Annotated in this window: 20 protein-coding genes and 1 pseudogene; 12 read left to right on the plus strand and 9 right to left on the minus strand. The window is 46.6% G+C overall.

The window, feature by feature from the left end:
- Positions 1-1,325: 1,325 nt before the first annotated feature.
- The 3 genes from BM607_RS00005 to BM607_RS00015 are packed head-to-tail and all read left to right on the plus strand — an operon-like array spanning position 1,326 to position 4,572.
- Positions 1,326-1,592 (plus strand): OadG family transporter subunit, encoded by a 267-nt coding sequence (locus BM607_RS00005; protein WP_071939275.1) that lies wholly within the window; start codon positions 1,326-1,328, stop codon positions 1,590-1,592.
- An 11-nt stretch (positions 1,593-1,603) separates the two neighbouring features.
- Entirely contained in the window at positions 1,604-3,433 is a 1,830-nt protein-coding gene (gene oadA, locus BM607_RS00010; RefSeq protein ID WP_071939296.1) for a sodium-extruding oxaloacetate decarboxylase subunit alpha, read from the plus strand.
- 8 nt (positions 3,434-3,441) lie between these two features.
- Positions 3,442-4,572, plus strand: a complete 1,131-nt coding sequence (locus BM607_RS00015; protein ID WP_012088510.1) for a sodium ion-translocating decarboxylase subunit beta — start codon at positions 3,442-3,444, stop codon at positions 4,570-4,572.
- Between the two features lie 128 nt (positions 4,573-4,700).
- On the opposite strand, the gene BM607_RS21870 is transcribed toward BM607_RS00015, so the two are convergent.
- Both BM607_RS21870 and BM607_RS00020 read right to left on the minus strand, forming a co-directional pair.
- Complete coding sequence (locus BM607_RS21870; protein ID WP_006080601.1) at positions 4,701-4,868, minus strand: hypothetical protein; 168 nt, start codon at positions 4,866-4,868, stop codon at positions 4,701-4,703.
- A 243-nt stretch (positions 4,869-5,111) separates the two neighbouring features.
- Positions 5,112-6,371, minus strand: a complete 1,260-nt coding sequence (locus BM607_RS00020; protein WP_071939274.1) for a dicarboxylate/amino acid:cation symporter — start codon at positions 6,369-6,371, stop codon at positions 5,112-5,114.
- Positions 6,372-6,663: 292 nt separating this feature from the next.
- Between BM607_RS00020 and BM607_RS00025 the strand changes: the two genes are divergently transcribed.
- The 5 genes from BM607_RS00025 (at position 6,664) to BM607_RS00045 (ending at position 13,261) form a co-directional block, all read left to right on the plus strand.
- On the plus strand, positions 6,664-7,089 hold the full coding sequence (locus BM607_RS00025) for a YqaA family protein (protein ID WP_071939273.1): 426 nt from the start codon (positions 6,664-6,666) through the stop codon (positions 7,087-7,089).
- 241 nt (positions 7,090-7,330) lie between these two features.
- Positions 7,331-10,183: a pitrilysin family protein gene (locus BM607_RS00030; protein ID WP_071939272.1), complete on the plus strand. Its 2,853-nt coding sequence runs from the start codon at positions 7,331-7,333 to the stop codon at positions 10,181-10,183.
- Between the two features lie 184 nt (positions 10,184-10,367).
- Complete coding sequence (gshA, locus tag BM607_RS00035; protein ID WP_071939271.1) at positions 10,368-12,017, plus strand: glutamate--cysteine ligase; 1,650 nt, start codon at positions 10,368-10,370, stop codon at positions 12,015-12,017.
- Complete coding sequence (locus BM607_RS00040) at positions 12,014-12,478, plus strand: hypothetical protein (RefSeq protein WP_006080606.1); 465 nt, start codon at positions 12,014-12,016, stop codon at positions 12,476-12,478. The genes gshA and BM607_RS00040 overlap by 4 nt, the downstream gene beginning before the upstream one ends.
- 165 nt (positions 12,479-12,643) lie before the next feature.
- Entirely contained in the window at positions 12,644-13,261 is a 618-nt protein-coding gene (locus BM607_RS00045) for a hypothetical protein (RefSeq protein ID WP_272942047.1), read from the plus strand.
- A 268-nt stretch (positions 13,262-13,529) separates the two neighbouring features.
- Here BM607_RS00045 and BM607_RS00050 read toward each other — a convergent pair whose 3' ends face one another.
- The 4 genes from BM607_RS00050 to dauA all read right to left on the minus strand — a co-directional run bounded on the left by BM607_RS00050 (position 13,530) and on the right by dauA (position 18,574).
- Entirely contained in the window at positions 13,530-14,783 is a 1,254-nt protein-coding gene (locus BM607_RS00050; protein WP_071939270.1) for a sensor domain-containing diguanylate cyclase, read from the minus strand.
- 163 nt (positions 14,784-14,946) lie between these two features.
- On the minus strand, positions 14,947-16,050 hold the full coding sequence (gene purK, locus BM607_RS00055; RefSeq protein ID WP_071939269.1) for a 5-(carboxyamino)imidazole ribonucleotide synthase: 1,104 nt from the start codon (positions 16,048-16,050) through the stop codon (positions 14,947-14,949).
- Positions 16,050-16,541, minus strand: coding sequence for a 5-(carboxyamino)imidazole ribonucleotide mutase (gene purE / locus BM607_RS00060; protein WP_006084961.1), 492 nt, complete (start codon positions 16,539-16,541; stop codon positions 16,050-16,052). The genes purK and purE overlap by 1 nt, the downstream gene beginning before the upstream one ends.
- 269 nt (positions 16,542-16,810) lie before the next feature.
- Entirely contained in the window at positions 16,811-18,574 is a 1,764-nt protein-coding gene (gene dauA / locus BM607_RS00065) for a C4-dicarboxylic acid transporter DauA (RefSeq protein ID WP_087486461.1), read from the minus strand.
- Between the two features lie 232 nt (positions 18,575-18,806).
- Between dauA and BM607_RS00070 the strand changes: the two are divergent.
- From BM607_RS00070 to BM607_RS00085, 4 genes and pseudogenes are all read left to right on the plus strand, one after another.
- Positions 18,807-20,677, plus strand: a pseudogene (locus tag BM607_RS00070) (VWA domain-containing protein).
- Positions 20,678-20,722: 45 nt separating this feature from the next.
- Entirely contained in the window at positions 20,723-21,328 is a 606-nt protein-coding gene (locus BM607_RS00075) for a sigma-70 family RNA polymerase sigma factor (protein ID WP_006080615.1), read from the plus strand.
- A complete protein-coding gene (locus BM607_RS00080; RefSeq protein WP_071939268.1) occupies positions 21,321-22,034 on the plus strand; it encodes a hypothetical protein in 714 nt (237 codons plus the stop codon). The genes BM607_RS00075 and BM607_RS00080 overlap by 8 nt, the downstream gene beginning before the upstream one ends.
- Before the next feature lie 235 nt (positions 22,035-22,269).
- Positions 22,270-22,806, plus strand: coding sequence for a hemerythrin domain-containing protein (locus BM607_RS00085; protein ID WP_012088517.1), 537 nt, complete (start codon positions 22,270-22,272; stop codon positions 22,804-22,806).
- Between the two features lie 378 nt (positions 22,807-23,184).
- Here the strand turns inward: BM607_RS00085 and BM607_RS00090 are convergent, their stop codons facing one another.
- From BM607_RS00090 to tal, 3 genes are all read right to left on the minus strand, one after another.
- Positions 23,185-23,370 (minus strand): DUF3545 family protein, encoded by a 186-nt coding sequence (locus BM607_RS00090; protein ID WP_006084967.1) that lies wholly within the window; start codon positions 23,368-23,370, stop codon positions 23,185-23,187.
- Positions 23,371-23,586: 216 nt separating this feature from the next.
- A complete protein-coding gene (pgi, locus tag BM607_RS00095) occupies positions 23,587-25,224 on the minus strand; it encodes a glucose-6-phosphate isomerase (RefSeq protein WP_071939267.1) in 1,638 nt (545 codons plus the stop codon).
- Positions 25,225-25,243: 19 nt separating this feature from the next.
- Positions 25,244-26,200, minus strand: coding sequence for a transaldolase (tal, locus tag BM607_RS00100; RefSeq protein WP_071939266.1), 957 nt, complete (start codon positions 26,198-26,200; stop codon positions 25,244-25,246).
- Between the last annotated feature and the right edge of the window lie 133 nt (positions 26,201-26,333).

The raw sequence follows: 26,333 nt of genomic DNA on the forward strand, positions 1-26,333 counted from the left end.
AGTGTGGGGTCTCCCCATGTGAGAGTAGGTCATCGCCAAGCGCCTAATTATCTCATTGAGATGTAACGAAGCCAGCTGAATAAGCTGGCTTTTTTGCGTCTGTAATTTGCAGAAATTGATATATTTTTCTTCCAACTTGCATGTTTCCCCACTATTTTTACTCACCAGCTCACCAGCTCACCAGCTCACCAGCTCACCAGCTCACCAGCTCACCAGCTCACCAGCTCACCAGCTTACCAGCTCACCAGCTCACCAGCTCACCAGCTCATTTTTTAATTGCTGAGTTCCTTGTCGATCCTAGGCTTCCTTATTTCGTTCTTGTCCTATTGCTTATACCAATCAGATTAAATATCTAATCAGTTCAGAGCCTCACAGGCATTTCAATCCAAGGCGCATTGACGCAGAAATGGTTATTCCCTTTTAAGTTAATGCAACACCGGAGTGGGATGCCGAAGGGCGGCTAACTGTTAACGGTATGACAACGCGCTTTATACTGCGTTTAAGGCTTTCGACAGAGCACCACTATGCCTTCAAGCCTTCGCCTTGTTTAAAGCGCGTTGAATTCCCGCTGAATGAACAGATATTAAATACGATTGGTATTAATCCTGCGAATAGCTAAGAGCCTAAGGTCTACCTCGGGTAGCACTGTGGCTTATCTTTCAAGATAGCCGCTCCACAACAAACCGTATTGAGCCTCTAGCAACGCTTCGTGTTGGTATCAAGGGGATATCTAAGTTGTCAAAATGGATGATTTAATTTGTTAGATTGATCCCATTCCTCTTCTTCAATTAATGCCTTCAGAACGAAATTCATTTTTATCTTCTCTCAGAATCAAATAGCAGTGACTTGGATTGTTAAATCTGCATACTTTTTCACTTGGATTATTCCTATGCCCGTTGTCTTCAATTTAGGAATCATTTTTTAGCCTAGGACATCATTTCGACTTAAATCCAGCATAGTGGGTATTTCATTATGGAATATTGAATTAATTGCCCGATTTATGAGGATTATTGACTGGCCGCCTTTGGGTTTATTTAATATTGGTAAGACCAATTTACATTCGCATGGTGTTTTTGTTATCAATTGGTTATGTTTGTAGCGGGTTAAGTTCAAGCTGATTTTCTTGTTGCGTGAGTTATTAGTTTTTAAATGTGATTTTTTATTCAAAGATTCTTTGGTTTGGTGGTCGCTATGGGTCTGTCTACGAGAGACCCATAGTTTGTAAACCGCTCAACCGATTGAATGTTGAACTTGTAATGCGATAGCGATGGTTTGGGGCAATCGTACTGCTGATAGGGATTGAGAGAGTAAGGGGTAGGGGAGCTATGGAGGATGTAACGCAATCTTTATTGGATGCCGTTGGCATTATGTTTTTGGGGATGGGCTTAGTGTATTTATTTTTAAGTGTACTAATCCTTGGGATCCATGTGGTTGCGCGCTGGTGTGCAGTCGATGCTGCCTCTGCAGGTTTTGCTAAAAATCATGCTAAAAGTCAGCAGAGGGTAGTGCAATCTGATGCTAAGCCTTTAGACCCCAATGTGGTCGCTGCGATTTCATTGGCGGTAAAGCAGTATCGTTCACAGATTAAGTAATGGGGAGCAGTATGACTTTTGTATCTAATTCTACGACGGCAGTGGCTAAGCCATTATTTTTAACTGATGTCGTTTTGCGGGACGCGCATCAATCCATTTTAGCGACGCGCTTACGCATTGATGACATGTTACCGATAGCGCCACTACTCGATAAGATCGGCTTCTGGTCACTGGAATCTTGGGGCGGTGCAACTTTTGATGCCTGCATTCGTTATCTTGGTGAAGATCCTTGGGATCGAATTCGTGAGCTGAAAAAGGCCATGCCGAATACGCCGCAGCAAATGTTACTGCGTGGCCAAAACCTCTTAGGTTATCGCCATTATGCCGATGATTTAGTCACGCGTTTTGTTGAGCGCGCCCATACCAATGGCGTCGATGTATTTCGTATTTTCGATGCGATGAACGATGTTCGAAACCTCGAGACTGCGGTGAAAGCAGTGCGCCAAGTTGGCGGCCATGCGCAGGGGACGATTTCGTATACCACGAGTCCAGTGCATACCATAGAGACGTGGGTTGATATGGCAAAACGTCTCGAAGATATGGGATGCGATTCTTTGTGCATCAAAGATATGGCGGGCTTACTTAAGCCGATGGAAGCGTTTGAGCTTATTAGCCGACTCAAATCTCAGACACAACTCGTGTTATCTATGCATTGTCATGCGACGACAGGGTTGAGTACTGCCACTTATCAGAAAGCCATTGAAGCGGGTATTGACGTGCTCGATACGGCAATTTCGTCGATGAGTCAAACCTATGGACATACTGCAACTGAAACCGTTATCGCTATGGTGGAAGATACTGATCGCGCAACGGGTTACGACATGGTGTTGCTTGAGGAGATTGCTGCTTATTTCCGTGAAGTGCGTAAGAAGTACGCTAAGTTTGAAGGCGCACTGAAAGGCATCGATTCGCGGATTTTACGTGCACAAGTGCCTGGTGGCATGCTGACCAATATGGAGAGCCAACTAAAGGAACAGGGCGCGGCCGATAAGATGGACTTGGTATTGGAAGAAATCCCCCGCGTTCGTGCTGACTTAGGTTTCTTGCCGTTAGTGACGCCCACATCGCAGATTGTCGGCTCGCAGGCGGTCATTAATGTGCTAATGGGTGAGCGTTACAAGTCACTGACCAAAGAGACTGAGGGCGTGCTTAAGGGGGAATATGGCGCGACGCCTGCGCCAGTAGATGCCGCATTGCAAGCCAGAGTGTTGCAAGGGGCTGAAGCTATTACATGTCGCCCTGCGGATTTATTAACGCCAGAGCTGGCTAAGTTACGGCTTGAGTTAGCTTATAAAGCACAGGAACAAGGCATTCGCCTATCTTCAGAGCATGACGATGATGTGCTGACCTATGCACTCTTCCCACAAATAGGATTACAGTTCTTAAAGAATCGTGACGATCCAAGCGCCTTCGAGCCTAAACCTGAGCTGACTGCGGCACTTGCTACTAATGCTGCGGATCGTGGACCTGAAACCTACACTGTGACTGTCGAAGGGCAAGAGTACGTAGTTGAAGTCGCCGCAGGCGGTGAGATCTCGAAAATCCAACCACAGGGCCAAAGTGTTCATGCCGTGCAAACTGCTACGGCGAGCACTACGCCAACGGCGAACCATGGTGAGATCCGCCTCGAAATGAGCGCGCCTCTGTCGGGCAACATCTTCAAAGTGCATGTTTCTCCAGGCGATAGAGTGTGCGAAGGCGATGTCGTGATCATCCTTGAGGCGATGAAGATGGAAACTGAAATTCGTGCTCAGGGCGATGGCATTATTGCTAAGCTCTGGGTGAAAGAAGGCGACTCAGTGTCTGTGGGTTCTCAATTACTGGCCTTGGCCTTGGCGTAGGAGTCATTATGGAAGGTTTAATGGCTTTTTGGGCCGAGACAGGTATTGCTCACTTTACTGGCGGGCAAGTGTTGATGATGGCAGTGGGCGCTTTGCTCTTGTATCTCGCCATCGTGCGTGGATTTGAGCCTTTGTTGTTGCTGCCCATTGGTTTTGGTGCAGTACTGGCGAACATTCCCCATGCGGGATTTACCGAAGAAGGTGGCATGCTGTATTACGCCTATCATGTGGGGATTGAGACTGGGGTGTTCCCACTGTTGATCTTTATGGGCGTCGGCGCGCTGACCGACTTTAGTGCCTTGATTGCCAATCCTAAAACCCTGTTGTTAGGGGCGGCGGCGCAGTTTGGGATTTTCGCGACATTGATTGGTGCGATAGCGCTGAACTTAGTGCCGGGCTTTGAGTTCACCATGAAGGACGCGGCGGCCATTGCGATTATTGGCGGTGCTGATGGACCTACGGCGATTTTCCTCGCCTCCAAACTGGCGCCTGAGTTATTGGGGGCGATTGCGGTCGCGGCTTATTCCTATATGGCGTTAGTCCCTATTATTCAACCGCCGATCATGCGCTTACTGACAACCCAAGCTGAGCGCGAAATTAAAATGGAGCAGCTGCGCGACGTCAGTAAAAAAGAAAAGATCATTTTCCCTTTGATGGTGCTGGGATTAACGATCCTCTTCTTACCCGCGGCCACGCCGTTAGTGGGCATGTTTTGCCTTGGTAACTTGATGCGCGAATCGGGCGTAGTGGATAGATTATCGAAAACGGCGCAGAACGAGCTTATTAATATCGTCACGATTTTCTTAGGGTTAGCTGTGGGTTCTAAGTTATCCGCGGATCAATTCCTGCGGCTGGAAACCTTAGGGATTCTGGTTTTGGGTGCCTTGGCTTTCGGTGTTGGTACTGCCGCGGGGGTGTTGATGGCAAAGCTGATGTGTAAGCTGTCGGGCGGTAAAGTGAATCCGCTGATTGGCGCCGCAGGGGTATCGGCTGTGCCTATGGCGGCGCGAGTCGTCAACAAAGTGGGATTGGAAGCGAATCAACATAACTTCCTGCTGATGCATGCTATGGGGCCCAATGTGGCGGGGGTGTTAGGCTCTGCTGTGGCGGCGGGGATTTTACTTGCTGTTCTTGGGTAACTGATTGGGTTAATCACTGAGTTAACCGATTTGGGTTAACCGATTTGGGTTAACTGAGCTTTGAACATCTTCCAATCGTTAGCTTAGTTTTATCACTAAGGCCAACTCAGTATTGAGTTGGCCTTTTGCTAAGCCGTTAACCACATTAACGTGATGAGGATTAAAATCATCCCTTCGCCTATGCCGATAATGTAGATAAAACCTCGTCTGCCTTGTTTTAGCGTGAGTTTGTTGGCTTTTAAAAATAACGCCCAAAACAAACATAGGATCAGCGGGATAAGAAAGAGTCTCGTCATTGTCTGTTCTGCTAAAATGTGAGTTAGAGTGGCTTCAGAGTCTAACAGCTTGATCTTATTTGGGTAACCTATTTTGCAGCTGATGAGGACCGTTGGAGTTGATTAGGGCTTTAAAGCCGACGGATTAAAGGCCGTTTGCTGGATAATAAAAAAGACCGCCTAAGCGGTCTCTTGATTTACATCATCTGCGTAATTTACCTAATGTTACTGGTGGTTTAGCGCAGTGGCTTCGATCCAGTATTGTTATTGCTGCGAATTCACAGGTGTAATGTCTTGGTTATCGTTCGAATAAAACTGCGCTTCATCGAGTTCATTTTCTGATTTACCAATCACGACTGCTGTCATCATATCGCCCGTCACGTTCGTTGCCGTGCGGATCATATCGATAATACGGTCAATCGCGGCGATAAAGGCAATGCCTTCAAGTGGCAGACCAATCACACCTAAGGTCACAGTTAACATCACCATTGCACTTCCTGGCACGCCAGCGGTACCAACAGAAGCGACGGTCGCAGTCACGGCAATCATCACATAGTCCAGTGTATCGAGCGGAATATTGTAAATCTGGGCGATGAAGATAGCGGCAATCGCAGGGTAAATCCCCCCACAACCGTCCATGTTCATCGTCGCACCTAATGGCATCACAAAGGCGCTATAACGCTTTGATACGCCCATGGTTTCGACCGCGCGAGTACTCGCAGGTAAAGTTCCGAAACTTGAAGAAGTACTAAAGGCGACTAACTGCGCCGGCATAGCTTTGCGGAAAAATTGCAGTGGGCTTAAACCACCGACAAATTTCACTAAGCCACCGTAAACAAAGATGATGTGGATAAAGGCGGCAATGTAGATAGCCCCAATAAACTTACCTAACGGCAGTAAGGTCGATAAACCGTATTCACCGACAACCCAAGCCATTAAACCAAACACGCCGATAGGGGTTAGTTTTAGGACCATGCGAGTCAGTTGGAACATGACTTCTGCGCCCGCTTCTATGGTGCGTTTTAGCGGCTCAGCCTTCTCGCCGACTTTATTGATAGCGATACCCACTAACGCGGCAAACACGATAATTTGCAGTACCTTGCCTTCAGCCAGTGAGGCGAAAGGGTTGACAGGGATCATGTCGAGCAACACTTGTGCAAAACCGGGAATATTACGCTCGCGCACTTCCGTTGCCGTGAGCTGCATAGTGCCGCCCATGTCGATCATCGAACCTACGGCTAAGCCGATCAGCGAGGCAATCGTGCCTGTCAACATGAACATGCCTAAGGTTTTAAGGCTCAAGCGTTTCAGGCTAGTTTGCGAGCCGAGCGATGTGATACTGACGACAATGGCACAAAAGACCAAAGGCGCGACCAACATCTTAATGGCGCCAATGAACAGATCACCGAGTGGTTTTAGCACTGTCGCGCTTTCACCTAAAATAACGCCAACGAGCGCACCTAAGATAAAGCCTGCTAAGACTTTTTGCCAAAACGGAATGCGGCTAATGGTTTGAAGGATCATGCATATTCCAGAAAAATAAATTAAGAGTGAGCCAATAGACCTGCGATGATAGGATTCGTATTCAACGAGTTGAGCGTGATGTTAACGCGCTCTCAGTCATGCGCATGGTCATTGATTGCCATAGTTAAACCATTGTATCGACAGAGCTAGGGTTATAACAAACCGTTTTTCTTATAACTTATTGTGATAAGTGAGTTTGTTGTAAAAAGATTAAGTGAAACATTCGATTAACCCGTAGCAAGCTTAATTGCATCGAATACAAAAAGAGAGATTTATCATTGAGTAAGCCATTATGACTGAGTTAGGCATTATGTTCTCCGGCGCTTTTTTAGCGGCGACTTTGTTACCGGGGGGATCTGAGGTCTTACTCGTGGCGCTATTAAACAAAAACCCAGAGGCTTGGGTTGCGCTGGTCGTGGTGGCCAGTATTGGCAACACGTTGGGCGCGATGACCAGTTTTTATTTAGGCCGCTTAGGTCGCCTCGCAAAATCACCAGAAGCGTTAGCGACAGGTAAACACGCAAAGGGGCTCGCCATGATTGAACGCTACGGCGTGTGGGCGCTTTTACTCTCATGGGCACCGGTTATCGGCGATATTCTCTGTTTATTGGCGGGCTGGGTGAGGTTGCCGCTAATGTCCTCTTTGCTGATGATTTTAATTGGTAAAACAATTCGTTACTTAATTGTTGCCGCTGCCGTGCTGCAATGGATGGCATGATGGCGTTAGGATGCATTTAATGGTCAAGGGCGGGGAGTGTTTTTCCGTTTAGACTGAATTTACTGTATAGATAGGAACTTAGTGTCAATTTTGCGAGTCATAAATCCCAATGCTTAATCATTTAAGCGCACTTTATTCTACGGACTTTGACTCAGCGGACTGTGAATAAGCGTACTATGACGCTACACAGCGATGACTATACGCAGCACTATGATTATTAAGCTGTATTTTTGACCCATTGATGTATGAGGGGAATGTTTTGAAGAAATGGATATTAGCGGTCGCAATTTCTGCCGCACTCGCGGGCTGTGCATCTGAAACGACTACGGCGAACTTGCCCGCAGGCGTTAAACTTATTGAAAATGTGCAACTGGCCGATTCGCATGTAGGGATCCCCTACAAAAAGTACCAATTAGCCAATGGGTTAACGGTTATTTTGCATCAAGATGATTCCGATCCCTTAGTGCATGTCGACGTCACTTATCATGTGGGCTCTGCCCGTGAATTGGCTGGCCGTTCGGGTTTTGCGCATTTATTTGAACACATGATGTTCCAAGGCTCGCAGCACGTCGCCGATGAACAACATTTTGAAGTGGTTACCGAAGCTGGCGGCACCTTAAACGGCACGACCAATACCGACAGAACCAACTACTTTGAAACCGTACCCAGCAATCAATTAGAGAAAATGCTGTGGCTTGAGTCGGACCGTATGGGCTTTTTATTGCCAGCGCTCACCAGTGAAAAATTTGAAGTGCAGCGCGAGACAGTGAAAAACGAACGTGCGCAACGTATCGACAATCAGCCCTATGGCCGCATGAGTGAGCGTTTTAGCCAAGCCATGTATCCTGTCGGTCATCCTTATTCTTGGCCTGTGATTGGCTGGCCGGACGATCTTAATCGCGCCACAGTTGATGATGTTAAACACTTTTTCCAACGTTGGTATGGGCCTAACAATGCAACCCTGACCATAGGTGGCGATTTCGATGAGATGCAGACCTTAGCCTGGGTGAACAAATATTTTGGTGAAATCCCCCGTGGCCCTGAAGTCTCATTAGAGCAAAAGGCGCTGGTTAACTTAGATAAAACGCGTTACATCTCCATGGAAGATCAAGTGCACTTGCCTTTGATCCGTATTGGTTTTCCAACCGTATACGCAAGGCATCCTGATGAAGCTGCGCTCGATCTGTTAGCCAATATTTTAGGCGGCGGCAAAACATCCTTGTTATATAAAAACTTGGTGAAAGATGGCTATGCCGTGCAGGCCAATGTCAGCCACCCTTGCCAAGAGCTGGCGTGTCAGATGTCGATTTATGCTTTAGCTAATCCTGAAAAGGGTGGCAAACTGGCGGATCTGGAACAACGTATCCTCGACTCGATTAAGGAGTTTGAGCAACGTGGCGTTACCGATGACGATTTGCAAAAAGTCAAAGTGCAGTTTGAGGCCGATACCATTTACAGCCTGCAAAGTGTTTCTGGCAAAGTGTCTGCCTTAGCAATGAATCAAACGCTGTCGGGCAATCCGAACATGATAGCTTCAGATTTGAGTCGTTATGCCAATGTGACCAAAGACGATGTGATGCGCGTGTTCAAGCAATACATTAAAAATAAGCCTATGGTAGTGATGAGTGTGGTGCCGCAGGGTATGACGTCACTTATCGCCCATGCCGATAACTTCACGCCCGCGACCTTGCCCATTGCGCAAACGGCGGTAGAAGGGGATTTACCAAAGCCTGAACTCGTTTCAAGTTTTGATCGGACTAAGATGCCCGCATCAGGCGCTGCACCTGTGTTAAAGGTTCCGACAATATGGACAAAAACCTTAGCCAATGGCATAGAAGTCATGGGGACACAAAGCACTGAAACGCCTACGGTTGAGCTGATTGTGTACCTTAATGGCGGCCATAGACTGGTACCAGTTGAAAAAGCGGGCTTAGCGACGCTGACCGCAGAAATGCTTAATGAGTCGAGCCAGAAACGCAGCAGTGAAGCGCTTTCGCAAGCGTTAGAAATGCTCGGCAGTTCAGTCGACTTTAGTGCCTCTGAATATCAAAGTGCGATTAAAATATCGACGCTGACAGCGCATTTAGATGAGACGCTGGCTATTATGGAAGAAAAGCTCTTCCAGCCAGCCTTCAACGAAGCGGACTTTACCCGAGTAAAACAGCAGCAGTTACAGCAGATCCAGCATATGCAGTCTGATCCTAGCTACCTTGCTGATACGGCGTTGTCGTCTTTGTTATACGGTAAAGACAATGCCTTAGGCGTGAATGACATAGGTACACTCGATTCAGTCGCGGCGCTCACGTTAGCCGATGTAAAAGCGTTTTATGCCCAGCAGTATCAAGGCGGTAACGCTAAAATCGTCACAGTCGCCAATTTACCTGAATCAGCATTATTGCCTAAGTTAGCGGGATTGAGTCAGTGGCAAGGGGCTGCCGTTGTGGTGCCGCCACTTAAGCCATTCCCAGCATTAAAAGGCGGTACGATTTATCTGATTGATAAACCCGGCGCGGCGCAATCGGTGATCAATATCGCCAAGCGCGCATTGTCCTATGATGCCACTGGCGATTACTTTAAATCTTACCTGATGAACTACCCGCTAGGCGGCGCATTCAATAGTCGTATTAACCTGAATTTACGTGAGAATAAAGGTTATACCTATGGTGCTCGTACCAGTTTTGCAGGCGGCGCTGAAGTCGGTGATTTTGTCGCATCAAGTAACGTTCGCAGTGACGTGACGGCGAAAGCACTCACTGAGTTTGTAAAAGAAATCAGTGCGTACCAGCAAAAGGGTATGACGGATACTGAACTTGCCTTTATGCGAAATTCAGTCTCGCAAGGTCAAGCACTTGATTATGAAACGCCGTATCAAAAAGCGGGCTTTATGCGCATGATCCAACGTTACCAATTGAGCCAAGATTTTACGACTCAACAGGACAAGATCATTAATACTGTAACAAAAGATGAACTCAATGCCCTCGCGGCTTCCGAGCTAGATATCAATAAAATGGTGATTCTAGTGGTGGGAGATAAAGCAAAAATCGAAGCAGATTTAGCGGCGTTGGGCTATCCAATTGAAACTTTAGTATTGTAAATTGGTATTTCGCCCTTATATAGGTGAGAGACGTGTACGTTAATTAACGACTATTCGTCACATATTTACCGGATTTACATCGAAAGACGGTGACAGCATTAGCTGTCACCGTCTGCTTTTAACAGTACAAGTTGTGAATTTGGCTTGCCCCACAGACAGGTTTAGATTTATTTTGAGGCGTATTTTGCAAGATAAGCCTCAAAATAAAGGTCTGACTGTTAACCTTGTCGCGATAGCGAATCACCAATTAGAGAAGCGCAAATTGAAGTCATTCAATGAATTAGTACAACATCTCTCGGACGTCCATGGGCGCACCGCACTCTTGGGTATGTTACGTGGCATAGAACGTGAGGCGTTGCGGATTGATGAGTCGGGTTATCTCGCCACCGATTCGCATCCTGAAGCCTTAGGCTCAGCGTTAATGCATTCGCGTATTACGACGGATTACAGTGAGGCCTTGCTCGAGTTTATTACTCCGGTACATAACAATGTTGAGCAATTGCTAAACGGATTAACTGAAACTCACGCCTTCAGCGTGCGCCATTTAAATGGTCAGCGCCTGTGGCCTGTGAGCATGCCTTGTTATGTGAAGGACGAGAAACAGATCCCTGTTGCTCGTTATGGTTCATCAAATACTGGCATGATGAAAACCTTATATCGTAAGGGCTTAACCTATCGTTACGGCGCCTTGATGCAGATTATTTCTGGGGTGCACTTTAACTTTTCTGTATCGCAAGAACTATGGCAAAGCCTGTATGAATTGAGCGATAAGCAATTAAGCTACGATGATTTTATTTCAGAATCCTATTTTGGCTTGATCCGTAACTACCGTCGTTTAGTCTGGGTGCTACCTTATTTATTTGGCGCCTCACCGGCATTATGTAGCTCTTTCATTAAAGATCAAAAAACCGACCTTAAGTTTGAAAAAACGGGCCACGGTACTTTGTATCTACCCTTTGCGACTTCGTTGCGTATGAGCGATTTAGGCTACACCAACAAAGAGCAAGAAGAGCTGAATATCAGCTATAACTCTTTGCCTGAGTATCTGGCTGGCGTGAATGCGGCCATTAAAATGCCTTCGGCAAACTTTGCCAATATCGGCGTTAAAGTCGATGGTGAGTATCGTCAGCTCAATGCCAACGTATTGCAGATTGAAAACGAGTTCTACTCGCCAATTCGTGCAAAACGGGTGACGCGCAGTGGTGAGAAGCCGTCAGAAGCCTTAGCCCGTGCAGGGGTGGAATACATTGAAGTACGTGCTTTAGATGTTAATCCATTTAGCCCGATTGGCATTGAGGCGACCCAAGTGCGCTTCCTCGATTTATTCCTACTCTATTGTTTATTAACGCAGTCGCCTAAGTCTGAAGCCAGCGAAGAGGCGAGATTAAGCGCGAATCTTAAAGCTGTGGTGCTTGAAGGCCGTAAACCTGGGCTTGAGTTATTAACCGCAGACGGTTCACGTTCGCTTAAATCTTGGTTAGAAGAGTTGTTTGATGCTTTGCAACCTTTGGCGGTATTGCTCGATGGTGAGGCCACGGATTATCAAGTGGCGTTAGCCCATTGGCGTAAAGCGGTTGAAGATCCTAACTTGACCCTGTCTGGACAAGTGCTGCAAAACGTGATCAACAAAGGCCAAGATCATGGTCAGTGGGTGATGACGTTGGCGCAGCAATACTATCAATTCTTTGTTGATTATCCTTTGTCGAGCGAGACAATAGCGCAGTATCAAGCCGAAGCATCCAGCTCGCTTAACAAGCAGGCCGAGCTAGAAGCGGCGCAGCGTTCAGTTTCGTTTGATGATTATCTGGAAGATTACTTTGGGGCTCAGTCGTGAAAGAGGGCTTATTCTCTTTCACTCGCTTGCGTATCAGCGCAGCTTTGATTGGGGCCAGTGCCTTATTATCAGGCTGCGCCGCTTCACCAGAAGATCCACTGGGCTGTGGCACTGTGTCGGGTTATTTGCAGCCCGATGCCAGCACTCACTGGTATCGCGTCGTCGTGACCCATTTAAACGGTCAGGCAGTGGTCTCTAAACCCAATTATCAGCTAGCGCCCGGCGAATATGAGTTTACCGTCGCGGAACTGATTGATGATCCTAGCTTGTCGGTCACGCTTGCCGCCCGAACGCCTAAGGTATTTAAGCTCAATGTTGAGAGCCATCAGCGTTATCATATCGGTGCGCTATTTCACACCGATAAGCGTTATATGGGCAAAGACACGGGATATTGGGAACCTGGTGTGTGGCAGCAAGAAGAGCATGAGTGTCAATTTGAGCTGAGTCCCGAAACGAAATAGCCAAAGCGTTAAGCTCAAGTGCTAAGCCAGCAACATCCGATTTAAGTCAGATTGATTTACCCCTTGCGCTTAGATCTTCTAAGCGCAAAAAAGCTTTTTATGCTTGCCTCAGACTGAGTCTATGACATCATGGAGCCAGCTAACTCTCCAAAGAATATGATATTAATGAATAAACCCTCCGCTATCTTACTCTGCGCAAGTCTCGGCATCTTGTCTGGTTGCGCGACGTCTCCGCCTAAGTCTCCTGAAAATTTGTGTGAGATATTTCAAGAACACCGAGATTGGTACGATGCCGCTAAAGACGCCCGTGACAAATGGGGCGTGCCAGTGCATGTGCCGTTGGCGATGATGTATCAAGAGAGTTCATTCAAGCACAATGCCGCGCCACCGATGGAATACTTTCTAGGATTTATCCCTATTGGCCGTGCCAGCGATGCCTATGGTTATGCGCAGGCTAAGACCATGACGTGGGATGATTATGTGCGTGAGACGGGCAACAATTGGTCGAGCCGCAGTGATTTCGATGATGCTATGGATTTTATGGGCTGGTTTATCAGTAAAACCCATAAGATTAATGGCGTGTCTAAATGGGATGCGCGGGCCCAGTATCTTAATTATCACGAAGGCTGGGGCGGTTATCGCCGTGGCAGTTACAAGTCTAAGGCGTGGTTAGTGAAAGTAGCTAACAAAGTGGATGCGCGATCTAAACGTTACGCGGCGCAATATAAAACCTGCCAAAAAGATTTGGATTCATCTTGGCTGTGGCGCTTATTCTTTGGTTAGGGTTAGGGTTAGGGTTAGGGTTAGGGTTTGGCTAGAGCTTAGCTAGAGCTTAGTTTGATCCCATTGTTAGCCATTTGAATGAGAGTCTGTGGCTGATTTTAGGTGTTTAACTTAGATATTTAATTGAGAGAGTTAATCGAGATTATCAGTTGAGATAGTCAACTCAAATCTTCAACTCTGTTATTCAAGCCTGATATTCAACTTCAATACTTACTGACTTTTGATATTGGCCTGTTAATAGCGGCTGTAGTACCTGACTTCAATCGACTTATTGTGCTTTCACCGCGAAAGTTTCTAATGCTTTAATGGCTTTCTTCTTCGCGCGCTTTTGCTCATACATGGCATGATCTGCAGTCTTAAAGGATTGATACCAATCGGTTTCGAAGGGTGCAATCCCAAAGCTAAAAGCGAGGCTAAGCTCTGAACCTTGATTCAAGGTTTTGCGCATATCATCTAAGTCCTGCTCGATTTGGGTTAGCGGCCCATGGCATAAAGCGACAAACTCATCGCCACCAAAACGGGAAATAATGCCTTTATTTTGCCAATAGGTCAGTATGGCTGTGGCCGTGCGTTTAATGGCAACATCGCCTGTCTGGTGTCCATAGGCATCATTAATGGCCTTGAGATTATCCATATCGATAATAATCAAAAAGCTGCCAAGGTGAGGTTTGTGCTGCCAGTGGTGCAGTTCATCTTCAAAATTCTTACGATTATAAAGCCCTGTGAGGGGATCGAAATTTGCGAGTTTAGTGATCTGCTGTGACTTCTGATAGAGCGCAATGGCATTACTGGCTTCGTGGGTCAGGATAGAGACAAGGTTGCGGTCGTAATCGCTAAAGGCGCCTAGGCTACTGCTGTCGAGATTGAGCATGCCATAGAGCTTGCCATCGATACGGATAGGGCTAGACAGTGTTGAGCGTATCGGCTGCTTCGACACTGTGAGTAACACTTTTTGATCATCCTCAGTTAAGGTGCTGGCCGCATTGATATTTTTCATATCATTGATGACAACTACCTGATCGCATCTCCCCTTAGTGAGCCGATATTCAAAGGTTTGCTCTAAGGTAAAATCCAGTTGTCTGAGTTTTGCTAAATCGAGCCCCACCACAGATTCGAAATGCAGTTTGTTATTGGCCTCGTTGACTTTAATGATGCTGCCCATTTCGGCACCATTAATCACGTATACGGCTTTGTTGAGCAAGGCGTCGAGAAAAGCATGCTCATTTTTATAATGGCTTGAGAGGTGCGCGAGCTCGTAAATGGCATCATTGATGGTGACGACTTGCTCTAAATGCTCCCACAGTCGAGTTAAACGACCTTGATGCAAATAGTAAATTAGGCTGTAGGCAAAAATGTAAATGATGCAAACAAACAGTAATGGCAGGATAGTCCAACCTTCTGTGGGTGCATTAAAGATAAATAGCAGGACGAATAGACATATCGGCACGATGAGCAATAGCAGATGATAGCGATAATCTAAGCGATCTATGGTCTTACGTTTGAAATTATCCCTTAATTTCACTCGAGTATTCCTTTATCCGTGTCATTGCTAGCCACAATTGAATGCTATACATCACTAACGTATCCACACTGAGTTCTGTTAAGTATATAACGAAAATTGAAATATAAACTGATATGAAACTGCGAACAATTTCATATCAGCGATTTTGGTACTAAATACTGAATTAACGCGAATTTTCTGCGTATTCGGCCAATATCCAGGCTAAAGGAGCTTGGTATTGGATGGGCATCCACGTTTGCAGTGCGGCTATGCTCTGGTTGAGCACAGTTTGATTGGGCACTGATAGGTTCAAATGGCCAACTTTACGACCAGGGCGCACTTCTTTGTTGTACCAGTACAACTCAGCATTAGGCAAACCTAACCAGCGTGGATCATTATCGATACCGATAAGATTGACCATAACACACTGAAAATTCACTTGTGGCTGCGGGATCGCAATTCCGCAAAGTGCACGCAAATGCAGCTGGAATTGATCCATATGGGTTCCGGCTTGAGTCCAATGGCCTGAGTTGTGCACTCGCGGTGCCAGTTCATTCACCAATAACTCATCACCAACACGGAAGCATTCCATCGCCATCACGCCAACGTATTCAAGCTCGTGCATAATGGCGCTGAGCATAGCTTCGGCTTGGGCTTGCAAAGTGCTTAAGCGTGCCAGTGGCGAAATCGACGCCATTAAAATGCCATCTTGATGTAAGTTCAGCGTCAGCGGATAAAACACGCATTCGCCTTCGCGAGTACGTACGCCAACTAATGATACTTCTTCATCAAAATTAATCGCTTGCTCAGCAATTGCAAGGTTACGCCAATCGTTTGGAATATCCCCCGCTTCGGCTTGTTTAAGCCAATGTTGACCCTTACCGTCATAACCACCGGTACGGCGTTTCATCAAGACTCTTGGGCCATAGTGCTGATACAGGGTATCGACTTGGGTGTTATCGTCAACTAAGGTCCAAGGCGCTGTGGGAACACTGAGCTGGTCGAGTAGACTTTTTTGGCTAAAACGGTCGGCTAAACGGCTAAATACCGGACCATTAACAAAATGGGGGTGTGAGCTGAGTTGTAAGCTAAGGGCGGATTCAGGCCACTGTTCGCGCTCGGCGGTGATGATGTCGTGCGGCGCAAGTGGCAGGATTTCATCCGTAGGCGTCATGATATCAACGGCGTTAACTTCAATCGCTAATGGCTCACCAGCGTGGGTCAACATGGCGCCGAGCTGACCATTACCTAGTACCCAAACCTTAGGTTTAGTGTTTGTCTGGGTCATTAAACTTCCCTCGGATCTGGATTGTCCAGTACCGCACGGGTCTGTTCTTCTCTGAAAGCGTCAACACGAGCCGCTAATTCTGCATCGTTATTCGCAAGGATTTGGCAGGCCAATAATCCCGCATTGAATGCGCCCGCTGTGCCTATGGCTAAAGTGCCAACGGCGATGCCTTTTGGCATTTGAACGATAGACAATAAGCTATCCATACCTGACAGAGCTTTACTTTGGACTGGGACACCTAATACGGGTAAGCGAGTTTTAGAGGCAATCATACCGGGTAAGTGCGCAGCACCACCGGCGCCACCAATGATGATTTTAAAACCTCGATCGGCGGCAGAGGCTGCAAACTCCATGAGTTTATCTGGCGTTCTATGGGCGGAAACCACTTCAACATGATAAGGCACTTGCAGTTTATCCATTATCTCAGCGGCGGCTTCCATCGTGGGCCAATCACTTTTAGAACCCATAACAACAGCAACAAGGGCTTGCATGATAACTCCTTAACTCACTAATTTTAATTATATTTTGACCTTGTTTCAGGTCTAGGTACAGTTGATGCTTGTCTAGCCGTCACCGGTAGCAAGCATCATGGCGCTGAATAATACCATGATCCTCGTCATTTCTGCCCGTTTTTGCGAGCGAAAAAACGTCTTTTGCTGTGATGAATGGCTTGAGTAATTGAGCCATAAAAAAGACCAATCCTGAGATTGGCCTTTGATTTAAGTCAGCAGCATTAAGCCGCTGAAATTGCGCTGCTGGTTTACTGTGTCTGCTTATCCGCAGTGATTTCTGTTTGCTGAGTGATAACTGGCGCTTCGGCCATGGCTTCTCGTAGGGTCGAGTAAAACTTCAACACGCCCTCAATCGGCTGGATCTTGGCTCTTGCTAGCGTTCGAATGGGCTGGAACTGTAGATCGGCAATAATGAGCTTAGTTTTATTCGCTTTGCATTTTTCAATCAGTTTTGTCAGCGCGGCTAAGCCACCGGCATCCAAAATCGAGACCCCATCGAGATACAGCACTATCACTTGTTTATCTTCGGTGAGACTGGCGATTTCGGAGAAAATCCGATCGGCAGCGGCGAAGAAGAGTGGCCCGTTAATTTTGAGAACGGCCCAATCGGCGGGTAACTCTTGATCGACATAACGCTTGTTGGTGCTGATATCGTAAAGCCTTGTCATCTCAGCAATTTCCTTCATAAACAGCAAGGCCGCGAGAATGATCCCCACACTGATGGCAATGACCATGTCGAAAATAACCGTTAATGAAAAACAGCTAACAAAGACCATGATATCGCTGGTGGGCGCGGTTTTAACTAAATGCAGCGCTTTGTGGGCCTCACTCATGTTCCAAGCTACGACGAGTAGCAGGGCAGCCATGGCCGACATCGGCAAGTAGGCGAGCACGCCCGCTAAGGCGACTAAACCAAACAATACCACTATGGCGTGGATCATGGCCGCAATTGGACTCTGAGCGCCCGCTTTGACGTTCGCCGCGCTACGGGCGATTGCTGCTGTCGCTGGAATCCCACCAAAAAACGGCGTGATGATATTACCTATGCCTTGGCCCAGTAACTCACTGTTGGCACTGTGGCGTTTACCTGTCATGCCATCGAGCACCACAGCACACAGCAGCGATTCAATCGCCCCTAACATGGCAATGGCAAAGGCGGCAGGTAACAAGGCTTGAAAGGTCGCGAGATTAAATTGAAAAGCTTGGCCATGGGCGCCTGCCTGCAGCCAAGGCCACTCGAAACTCGGTAATACCGCAGGGATCCCCATGCCTGTGGTGCCATCGCTCAGTTGGTAGTGGAAACGGGTTCCTATGGTTTCTATATCAGCGCCCATGGCATTGAGCACCAAAGCGAGGATAGTGCCGAGTATGATTGCCGGAAGGTGCGCTGGCACAGGTGTTTTGAGTTTAGGCCAAAGTAGCATAGTCGCTAAGGTGGCGCTTGCAACCAGTAAGCTAGGCAAATGGATTGAAGGAAGCGCTTGGGCTAATGCCATTAGCTTGGCTAGATATTGCTCCGGCATATGGGCAATTTCGAGCCCGAAAAAGTCCTTTAGCTGCAAGGTGGCAATCACTACGCCAATCCCTGCGGTAAAACCTAAGGTGACGGATTCGGGAATATACAGAATCAACCGGCCAAGGCGCAGCGTCGCCATGCCGACGAGTATCATTCCCGACATCACAGTCGCGATTAATAATCCTGCTAAACCAAACTGTTGGGCTATGGGGTAGAGCAATACCACAAATGCCGCTGTCGGGCCGGACACGCTGTAACGTGAGCCGCCAGACATGGCGATAATAAAGCCACCGACAATGGCGGTATACAAGCCGTATTGAGGCGCAACACCACTGGCAATGGCTAATGCCATCGCTAATGGAATTGCAATAATACCCACAGTGAGACCGGCAAGAAGATCTTGCCCAAAACGTTTAAACGAATACTTATCCTTCACGCAAGCTTCTGTGAGTGCGTGGGCGATCCTTAGGGAAAATAAATGAGCTGAGTGTGACACGAGAGGGTCCCATAGCGAGGCTAGCAACAAGCTTCTATTTTAGTGGCCAGATTGAATGTGCAGTGTGATCTTGCCAGCAAAAGCGATTGAAAATACTTTGTTTTGTATAAATAGTGTGCTTGGAGGCGGTTTGATTCTCATTTAAGCATGTTTTGCAAAATATCGAGATGTTTTAACCCTTTTGCTAATGCGGGCCGTTTACAGCTTTAGGTCAACATCAAAGGCATTCCACATGAAAACAAAATATTCCCCAAAAACTGTTTCAGTTTCCGATCCAACTCTCTACCTGCAACGGGGAAACGGTATCCCATCGGCGAGCAATACGGCTGCTCTATTACTGGTCGCAGTGAGTTTAACTGCCTGTGGTGGTAAAGGCGCCGAAGTTGAACATCGACAAGCCGAGCAACGTCATCAAGAAGCGTCGCAGCGCCAAGCTGAAATGCGTGATGCCGCTAAGGTTGAGATGACGAGAGTGGCGGCGCCGATGCAAATGTCTAGCAATAGGGCTGTGATGGGGATGAGCATAGCGCCAATGCCGCGTGATTATGCCGCGATTCCGTTAGCGCAAAATAAATTCGAGCAGCAAGTGCAAAATGGCATCATGGTGGCAGGGGAGATCCCGGTATCGACGTTTTCCATCGATGTCGATACTGGCAGTTATGCCACCTTAAGACGGATGTTGAGGGAAGGGCGATTACCCGAGAAAGGCACTGTCAGAGTTGAGGAAATGCTCAATTATTTTGCCTACGATTATCCCTTACCCGCTAAAAACTCGGCGCCGTTTAGCGTGACGACAGAGCTTGCTCCCTCACCCTATAACGATGACATGATGCTGCTGCGGATTGGCCTTAAAGGTTATGACTTACCTAAATCTCAGTTAGGCGCCAGCAACTTAGTCTTTTTACTCGACGTGTCAGGCTCTATGGCGTCAGTGGATAAATTGCCTTTACTGCAAACGGCGTTAAAGCTGCTAACAGCGCAGTTAAGCGCGCAGGATAGAGTCTCTATTGTGGTTTATGCTGGGGCCGCTGGTGTGGTGCTCGATGGCGCGTCGGGGAACGACACTCAAACCTTGACCTATGCGTTAGAACAATTAAGTGCCGGTGGTTCAACCAATGGTGGGCAAGGGATCACGCAAGCCTATCAATTGGCTAAAAAGCATTTTATCCCCAATGGCATAAATCGAGTTATCCTCGCGACCGATGGCGATTTCAATGTTGGCGTGACAGATTTTGATGATTTGATTGCCTTGATTGCAAAGGAAAAAGATCATGGTATTGGCCTAACGACCTTAGGGTTTGGTTTGGGCAATTACAACGATCAACTGATGGAGCAATTGGCGGACAAGGGCAATGGCAACTATGCCTATATTGATACGCTGAATGAAGCGCGAAAAGTGCTGGTGGACGAGTTGAGTTCGACCTTATTTACTATCGCCAAAGATGTGAAAGTGCAGGTGGAGTTTAATCCGGCCTTAGTCTCGGAATACCGTTTGATTGGCTATGAGAATCGCGCCTTAGCACGGGAAGATTTTAATAACGATAAGGTGGATGCGGGCGAGATTGGCGCGGGTCATACAGTAACAGCCTTGTATGAATTAAGGTACGTTGAAGCCGGGAATAGGATGAATGATAAACTTAGATATGGCGTTGATGCTCAAATGGGGCAAGAGAAATACAGCCGTGAAGAAATTGCTTTCCTTAAATTGAGATACAAGTTGCCGGCGCAAACGCAGAGCCAATTACTGAGTTATCCCATCAGGTTAGATCAAAGCGTTAAACAGCTCGAGCAAGCAAGTGATGATTTTAGATTTGCCGCCGCGGTTGCAGGGCTAGGGCAATTACTGAATGGCAGTCACTATCTACATCAATTTGATTATACTAAGTTAAGCTTACTCGCACGTTCAGCATTAGGGGATGATCCCTTTGGTTATCGTCATGAGTTTGTGCAGTTAATGGAAACCGCAGCGGCGATAGAGCAATCTAATCAGATGCCAATTAAGGACACATTCGATGGCTCGGATAAACCTTTCCTCCCCAAGATAAACTCCATGGCGAGCCAGTGAGAGATAAGAGCAATCCGCGTAATGAGAGATTACAATAGTAAAAGTGAATACAGGGGGTTAACCCAAATGACGAGGAATTTCCCGTGGCATTAGCAATACCGCAATTACCAACCCATGAGCACTCAGATGAGCAATTGATGTTGTGCTATGCCAAGGGCGATTCAAAAGCATTTGAGCAGTTATACCTGAAGCACAAAGGCGCGCTTTATCGCTACTTTGTGCGCCAGTTAGGTGATAAGCAGTTAGCTGAGGATTTATATCAAGAAACTTGGGGACGGGTGATCCGCGCAGCGGCTAACTACGAGGCCAGTGCTAAGTTTACTACTTGGCTATATCGTATCGCCCATAACTTATTGATTGATCATGTGCGAGCGGTTAAGCCCGTCGATTTAGTCGCCACTGATGAGGACGAAACTGGGCTCGATACTTTTGTGGCGGGTGAGCAAGATAAGCCCGACGTGCAGTGGCAAGAAGCGCAAAAGAGTTTATTGCTAAAGACCTGTATCGCACTGTTACCCCAAGTCCAGAAAGAGGCATTTATCCTGAACATTGAAATGGGTTTTACGGCTGCCATTATTAGCGACATTGCGGGCGTGACTTTAGAAGCGACTAAGAGCCGTATTCGCTACGCTTACCAAAGTCTAAAGGATTGCGTTAGCGCGAAATGGCAGGAGGCGGGTCATGAGTAATTCATCTTCAAATGCCGATGAGCGCGCATTACAACAGGAAGTGCTGGCTTGGTATCGCCAACAGGCTTTAGAAGTTCCACCGCAGCAACTTGATCAAGATATCTTACAGCTGGCGCAAACTCACTTAGCTGAAATGCATCAAAGCAAAATAACTGCTGTTGAAGCTCCAACTTCTGTTTGGCGACGTCACCCTTGGGCGTTATCGAGCGCGGCATCTTTGGTGCTTGTTGTGGGTTTACTTGTACTTAATCGGCCGCAAATCGAAGATGTCATGGCTCCAAGTCCAATGGCGATGAGTGCTCCGGCGCCACAAGCCATGACGAGAATGACAGATACGCAAGCACTGCAATCCTCAAATATGCATGCAGAAGCCGTGGCTAAACATGAAATACAGCAAGCGAAGGCCGCAGCGGGTGCGCTTGAGCGACAACATGATGCAAGCAGCCCAGCTATCGCTGCAAGGTCTATGAATGCACCCAGCTCGGCTGAGTCTTCAGAAATCGATAAAGTGCCACTCGCAGAGTCTTTACATCAGTTACATGCCTTCATCGAAGCGAAGGAGACTGAGCAAGCATTGGTGCTTGAGCAACAACTGCTTAAGGATTATCCACTGCTCGCCGTTGAGGCTGCAGATAAAGCGCTGCTAAGCGAACAACATCTGGAATTTAAAAAGTTACAACAGCAGCTACATCAGCTTGCTAAATAAGTGTGTTGTTGTGGTTTTAGTAATAAAAGCGTGATGATCAATCATAACGTGGTGAGAAAAACCGCTAAATGCCCCTGAGATTTGGATAGACGTGTTAGTGTTTGTGGTCTGTTTACTGTTTGGTATGTGATTTACTTGATCAACGTCATAAAGTGAACAGGATTTAGCCTGCTATATTGGTGTTAGTCTACGACTTGACTAGTATCAATAGTCAGATCCATATCCAGGAGGCATTATGCTTAAAAGACTCATGCATGATCATAAACATATAGCTGTATTGCTAAATGTTTTAAAAAACAAGCAGATGAAGCTGTCAGAAGGTGAGTCAATCAACTTCATCGTGGTACGCGATATCGTTGAATATATGCAAGGATATGCTGAGCGTTGCCATCATCCGGTTGAAGACATTATTTATGCCTACTATCTTGCGCATAAAGCCAATGACAGTATCGATAAGTTGAGTGCCGAACACGAGTTAGTGATCCAAGCATCGGCGGCTTTGATGACGACGTTGAATCTGATCCTCAGTGATATTGTGGTTGCCCGTGAGAAACTGATTGTTGATTTTGCAGATTATGTCGCATTACAAGAGCGGCATATGCAAATGGAGGAGCGGGAAATATTCCCGTTATTGGCCAAAACCTTGACTGAACAAGATTGGCAGTTGATTGAGTCTGAGTGCCAGAAATCCTTGATTGATGATCCTTTATTCTTAGATCGCGAGCAGAAAGAATTTGAGGATTTGCGGGCTTATCTAACAATGGCTGACTAGCATTGATTCACTCATTGGGCTCACTTTGCGGGCTTGAGCTGAGGATTCAATACTACAGAGTGACGTGTTTTTTGCGCTAGCTGTTGTTGCTAGCGAGTCACTCACGATTTGTGAGAGCTTAGCTGATGAGAGCGGAGGTTAGCATTAGTCATATAGCGCTAGTCATTTAGCGATAGCCATTTAGCGCTAGCCATATTGTCGTAATGGGAAGTTTAGGGTTCTCGCGCTTGCAGCCGTAATCAACGAGTTTCTCATTTAACACGCTTAATATCATTCCCTCTTATTTCCCGCTACATTCAATATCACAAATAAAAAAAGCGCCTAAGGCGCTTTCTTGTTCATGTTTAAGATGATGGTTTAGATCATCTCAACATGTGATTACAACTGGATGGCATCAATGTCGTAGTTAAAGTTATTATCGATTTCTTGGAGTTCTTTGATTAAACGATGCTTATCTTTCAACGCTTCGATCTCACGCCATTTACGCTTTTTATTGGAGCCTCGCGAACGATCGGGTCTTTCAACGACTTCATCTAGCGCACAACCATAATCTAAACGATCCATGGCAACCTCCTGTTGTTGTATGTTTTGTCAGCGATTAAATAACATATTTTTAAAACAGGGTGCAAGAATTATGTTTCAATTGTGTTAAGTTGAAATGAACTTTGAGTGATATGTCGTTGATATTAAGTGTGGGGTGAGAGCGGGGAAGAGTCGAAAAGTTTAATAAAAATAAAAGGATAAAATTAAAAAGCCAGCAATTGCTGGCTTTTTGTTCGATTAGATTTTGCCTTGTCGATAAAGGTTAATCAATGCGTTACTTGAGGCATCTAAGGCATCACAATCCTGCCCAGCGCCGATGCGTGCTAACACATCGTTACCCAGATCCTTACCGAGTTCTACACCCCATTGATCGAAGGAGTTAATGTCCCAAATTGCACCTTGAACGAAGGTTCTGTGTTCATACAGGGCAATCAAAGCACCTAAGGTACTCGGCGTGAGCTTATCCATGAGTAAGGTGTTGCTCGGCTTGTTACCTGGCATCACTTTATGTTTTGCGATCAGCTGCTTTTCAGCCGCAGGTAATGCGCTATTAGCGAGTTCGGCTAAGGCTTCATCAAAAGTACGGCCTTGCATTAAGGCTTGAGTCTGGCCAAAGCAGTTTGACGCTAATTGGTCGTGGTGCTCACCGATAGGATTATGACTTTGCAGTGGCATAATAAAATCGGCAGGGATCAGTGCAGTACCTTGATGCAACAGCTGGTGGTAGGCATGTTGGCCATTAGTACCTTCGCCGCCCCAAATAACCGGACCTGTACTGTAGTCAACATCTGTCCCGTTTAAGGTGACAGACTTACCGTTACTTTCCATATCGAGCTGCTGGAAGTAAGCGGGTAGACCACGCAGATAATGATCGTATGTCAGTACAACATGGGACTGAGCATTGAAGAAGTTACCGTACCATAGGGATAATAAGCCCATGATCACTGGCATATTTTCTGTCAGCGGCGCATTGGCGAAATGCTCATCCATTTGGTGCGCACCTGAGAGCAAGGCTCTGAAGTTATCCATGCCAATCAAGAGTGCTATCGGTAAACCAATCGCTGACCAGAGTGAGTAACGACCGCCAACCCAATCCCACATTGGGAAAATGTTGTCTGCATCAATACCAAAATCCGTCGCTTTAGCGACGTTTGACGTCACTGCGACAAAGTGTTTTGCTACATCCGACTGCAAACCGCCTTTTGCTAAGAACCATTCTCTAGCAGTGAGGGTATTGGTTAAGGTTTCCTGTGTTCCAAAAGACTTGGACGACATGATGAACAGAGTCGTTTCAGGATCCAGTAATTTCAGCTTCTCACTGATTGAAGTACCGTCGACGTTTGCCACAAAGTGACATTTTAACTCTGGGTTCCAATACGGGCGCAGCGCCTGAGAGACAATTTTGGGACCAAGGAAAGAGCCACCGATACCGATACTGACGATATCGGTTATCGCTTTACCTGTGTAACCTTTCCATTGCCCCGACGTCACTGAGCTCACAAACCCTTGCATTTTATTCAGCGTTTGTTGAACTTCAGGAACGATGTCTTGACCCTCGGCAATAATCGACTGTTCCGCAGTGCTTCGCAGCGCTGTGTGCAGAACGGCGCGCTTCTCGGTGGTGTTAATGATTTCACCAGCAAACATCGCTTTGATTTTTGCTTCAAGTTGACTATTGCTTGCCAACGCAAATAACAGATCAAGCGTTTCCGCCGTTACTCTGTTTTTAGAGTAATCCAGTAATAAACCACAGGCAGATAGCGACATTTTATTGAAACGTGCCGCGTCAGTGGCAAACAATTCCCGCATATGCGGCACATTTTTACTGTGTGCTGATAAAGCTTGCCATGTTGAGCTTTGGGTCAAGAGTGTCATCTCACTGTCTCCAGAATGCTTAGTTTGCGAGCTTAGCCGTGAGCATCACTTCGAGTTTGCCTTGGTCTATGGCAAAGTTTCGAATACCTTCCGCAAGCTTATCTACAGCCATTGGATCTTGGTTAAAGTCCCAACGGAATTGCGCTTCTGTCAATGGGGCTTCGGCCGCAACAGTGCTGGTTGCCGCAACCAGTTTAGGGGTAATGTCTATTTGTGAATTAGCCAGTTCTTCTAACAAAGAAGGGCCAATTGTGAGACGATCGCAGCCTGCTAGCTCGATGATTTCACCGATATTACGGAAACTTGCACCCATAACGACAGTATTAAAACCATGCTGTTTGTAATAATTATAGATTTCGGTAACAGAAACAACACCTGGGTCATTTACGGCATCGTAGTCTTTACCTGTATCTTTTTTGTACCAATCAAGAATGCGGCCAACAAAAGGCGAAATCAGATAAGCACCCGCTTCGGCACAAGCACGTGCTTGGGCAAAGCTAAATAGTAGGGTTAAGTTACAGTTGATGCCTTCTTTCTCCAGCTCTTTAGCGGCACAAATGCCTTCCCAAGTTGAAGCGAGTTTGATCAGAATGCGTGACTTATCAACGCCCGCTTCTTTGTAGAGGCGAACCAGCTTATGGGCTTTAGCGATGGATTGTTCTTTATCGAATGATAAACGGGCATCCACTTCAGTAGAGATACGACCTGGAACGAGTTTCAGTATTTCTACACCGATATTAACGGCGAGCTTGTCGCTGGCATCATCAAGTTGCTGCGCGAGATTGGCACTTTGTGATTTTGCCCAGTCGATAGCGTTATCAATGAGGGATTCGTATTCAGGAATTTGAGCCGCTTTCAAGATGAGCGATGGATTGGTTGTCGCATCTTCAGGTTGGTAGCGTTTAATCGCTTCGATGTCGCCTGTGTCAGCGACGATAGTGGTATATAACTTGAGTTGCTCTAATGTATTGGCCATGAAAAACATCCTTCTCAGGTAGCAGTCTTAACTCGGAATTCACTGATGACTATTAGAAGCGATTTTGCCAACTTTTCCAACCTTGAATGTAAAAAAATTACAAAAATGACAATTTTATGTCTATTTAGGTTTG

The sequence above is a fragment of the Shewanella sp. SACH genome, from assembly GCF_001887095.2.
Lineage (GTDB): Bacteria > Pseudomonadota > Gammaproteobacteria > Enterobacterales > Shewanellaceae > Shewanella > Shewanella baltica.

Bases quoted from the DNA above. Each gene is read 5' to 3' on its own strand.
- BM607_RS00015 (WP_012088510.1), top strand. From the start codon at position 3,442: ATGGAAGGTTTAATGGCTTTTTGGGCCGAGACAGGTATTGCTCACTTT.
- BM607_RS00080 (WP_071939268.1), top strand. From the start codon at position 21,321: ATGAGTAATTCATCTTCAAATGCCGATGAGCGCGCATTACAACAGGAA.
- purK (WP_071939269.1), bottom strand. From the start codon at position 16,050: ATGACCCAGACAAACACTAAACCTAAGGTTTGGGTACTAGGTAATGGT.
- BM607_RS00025 (WP_071939273.1), top strand. From the start codon at position 6,664: ATGACTGAGTTAGGCATTATGTTCTCCGGCGCTTTTTTAGCGGCGACT.
- BM607_RS00020 (WP_071939274.1), bottom strand. From the start codon at position 6,371: ATGATCCTTCAAACCATTAGCCGCATTCCGTTTTGGCAAAAAGTCTTA.
- tal (WP_071939266.1), bottom strand. From the start codon at position 26,200: ATGGCCAATACATTAGAGCAACTCAAGTTATATACCACTATCGTCGCT.
- BM607_RS00005 (WP_071939275.1), top strand. From the start codon at position 1,326: ATGGAGGATGTAACGCAATCTTTATTGGATGCCGTTGGCATTATGTTT.
- pgi (WP_071939267.1), bottom strand. From the start codon at position 25,224: ATGACACTCTTGACCCAAAGCTCAACATGGCAAGCTTTATCAGCACAC.
- BM607_RS00090 (WP_006084967.1), bottom strand. From the start codon at position 23,370: ATGGATCGTTTAGATTATGGTTGTGCGCTAGATGAAGTCGTTGAAAGA.
- oadA (WP_071939296.1), top strand. From the start codon at position 1,604: ATGACTTTTGTATCTAATTCTACGACGGCAGTGGCTAAGCCATTATTT.
- BM607_RS00045 (WP_272942047.1), top strand. From the start codon at position 12,644: ATGAATAAACCCTCCGCTATCTTACTCTGCGCAAGTCTCGGCATCTTG.
- purE (WP_006084961.1), bottom strand. From the start codon at position 16,541: ATGCAAGCCCTTGTTGCTGTTGTTATGGGTTCTAAAAGTGATTGGCCC.
- BM607_RS00085 (WP_012088517.1), top strand. From the start codon at position 22,270: ATGCTTAAAAGACTCATGCATGATCATAAACATATAGCTGTATTGCTA.
- BM607_RS00030 (WP_071939272.1), top strand. From the start codon at position 7,331: ATGTATGAGGGGAATGTTTTGAAGAAATGGATATTAGCGGTCGCAATT.
- BM607_RS21870 (WP_006080601.1), bottom strand. From the start codon at position 4,868: ATGACGAGACTCTTTCTTATCCCGCTGATCCTATGTTTGTTTTGGGCG.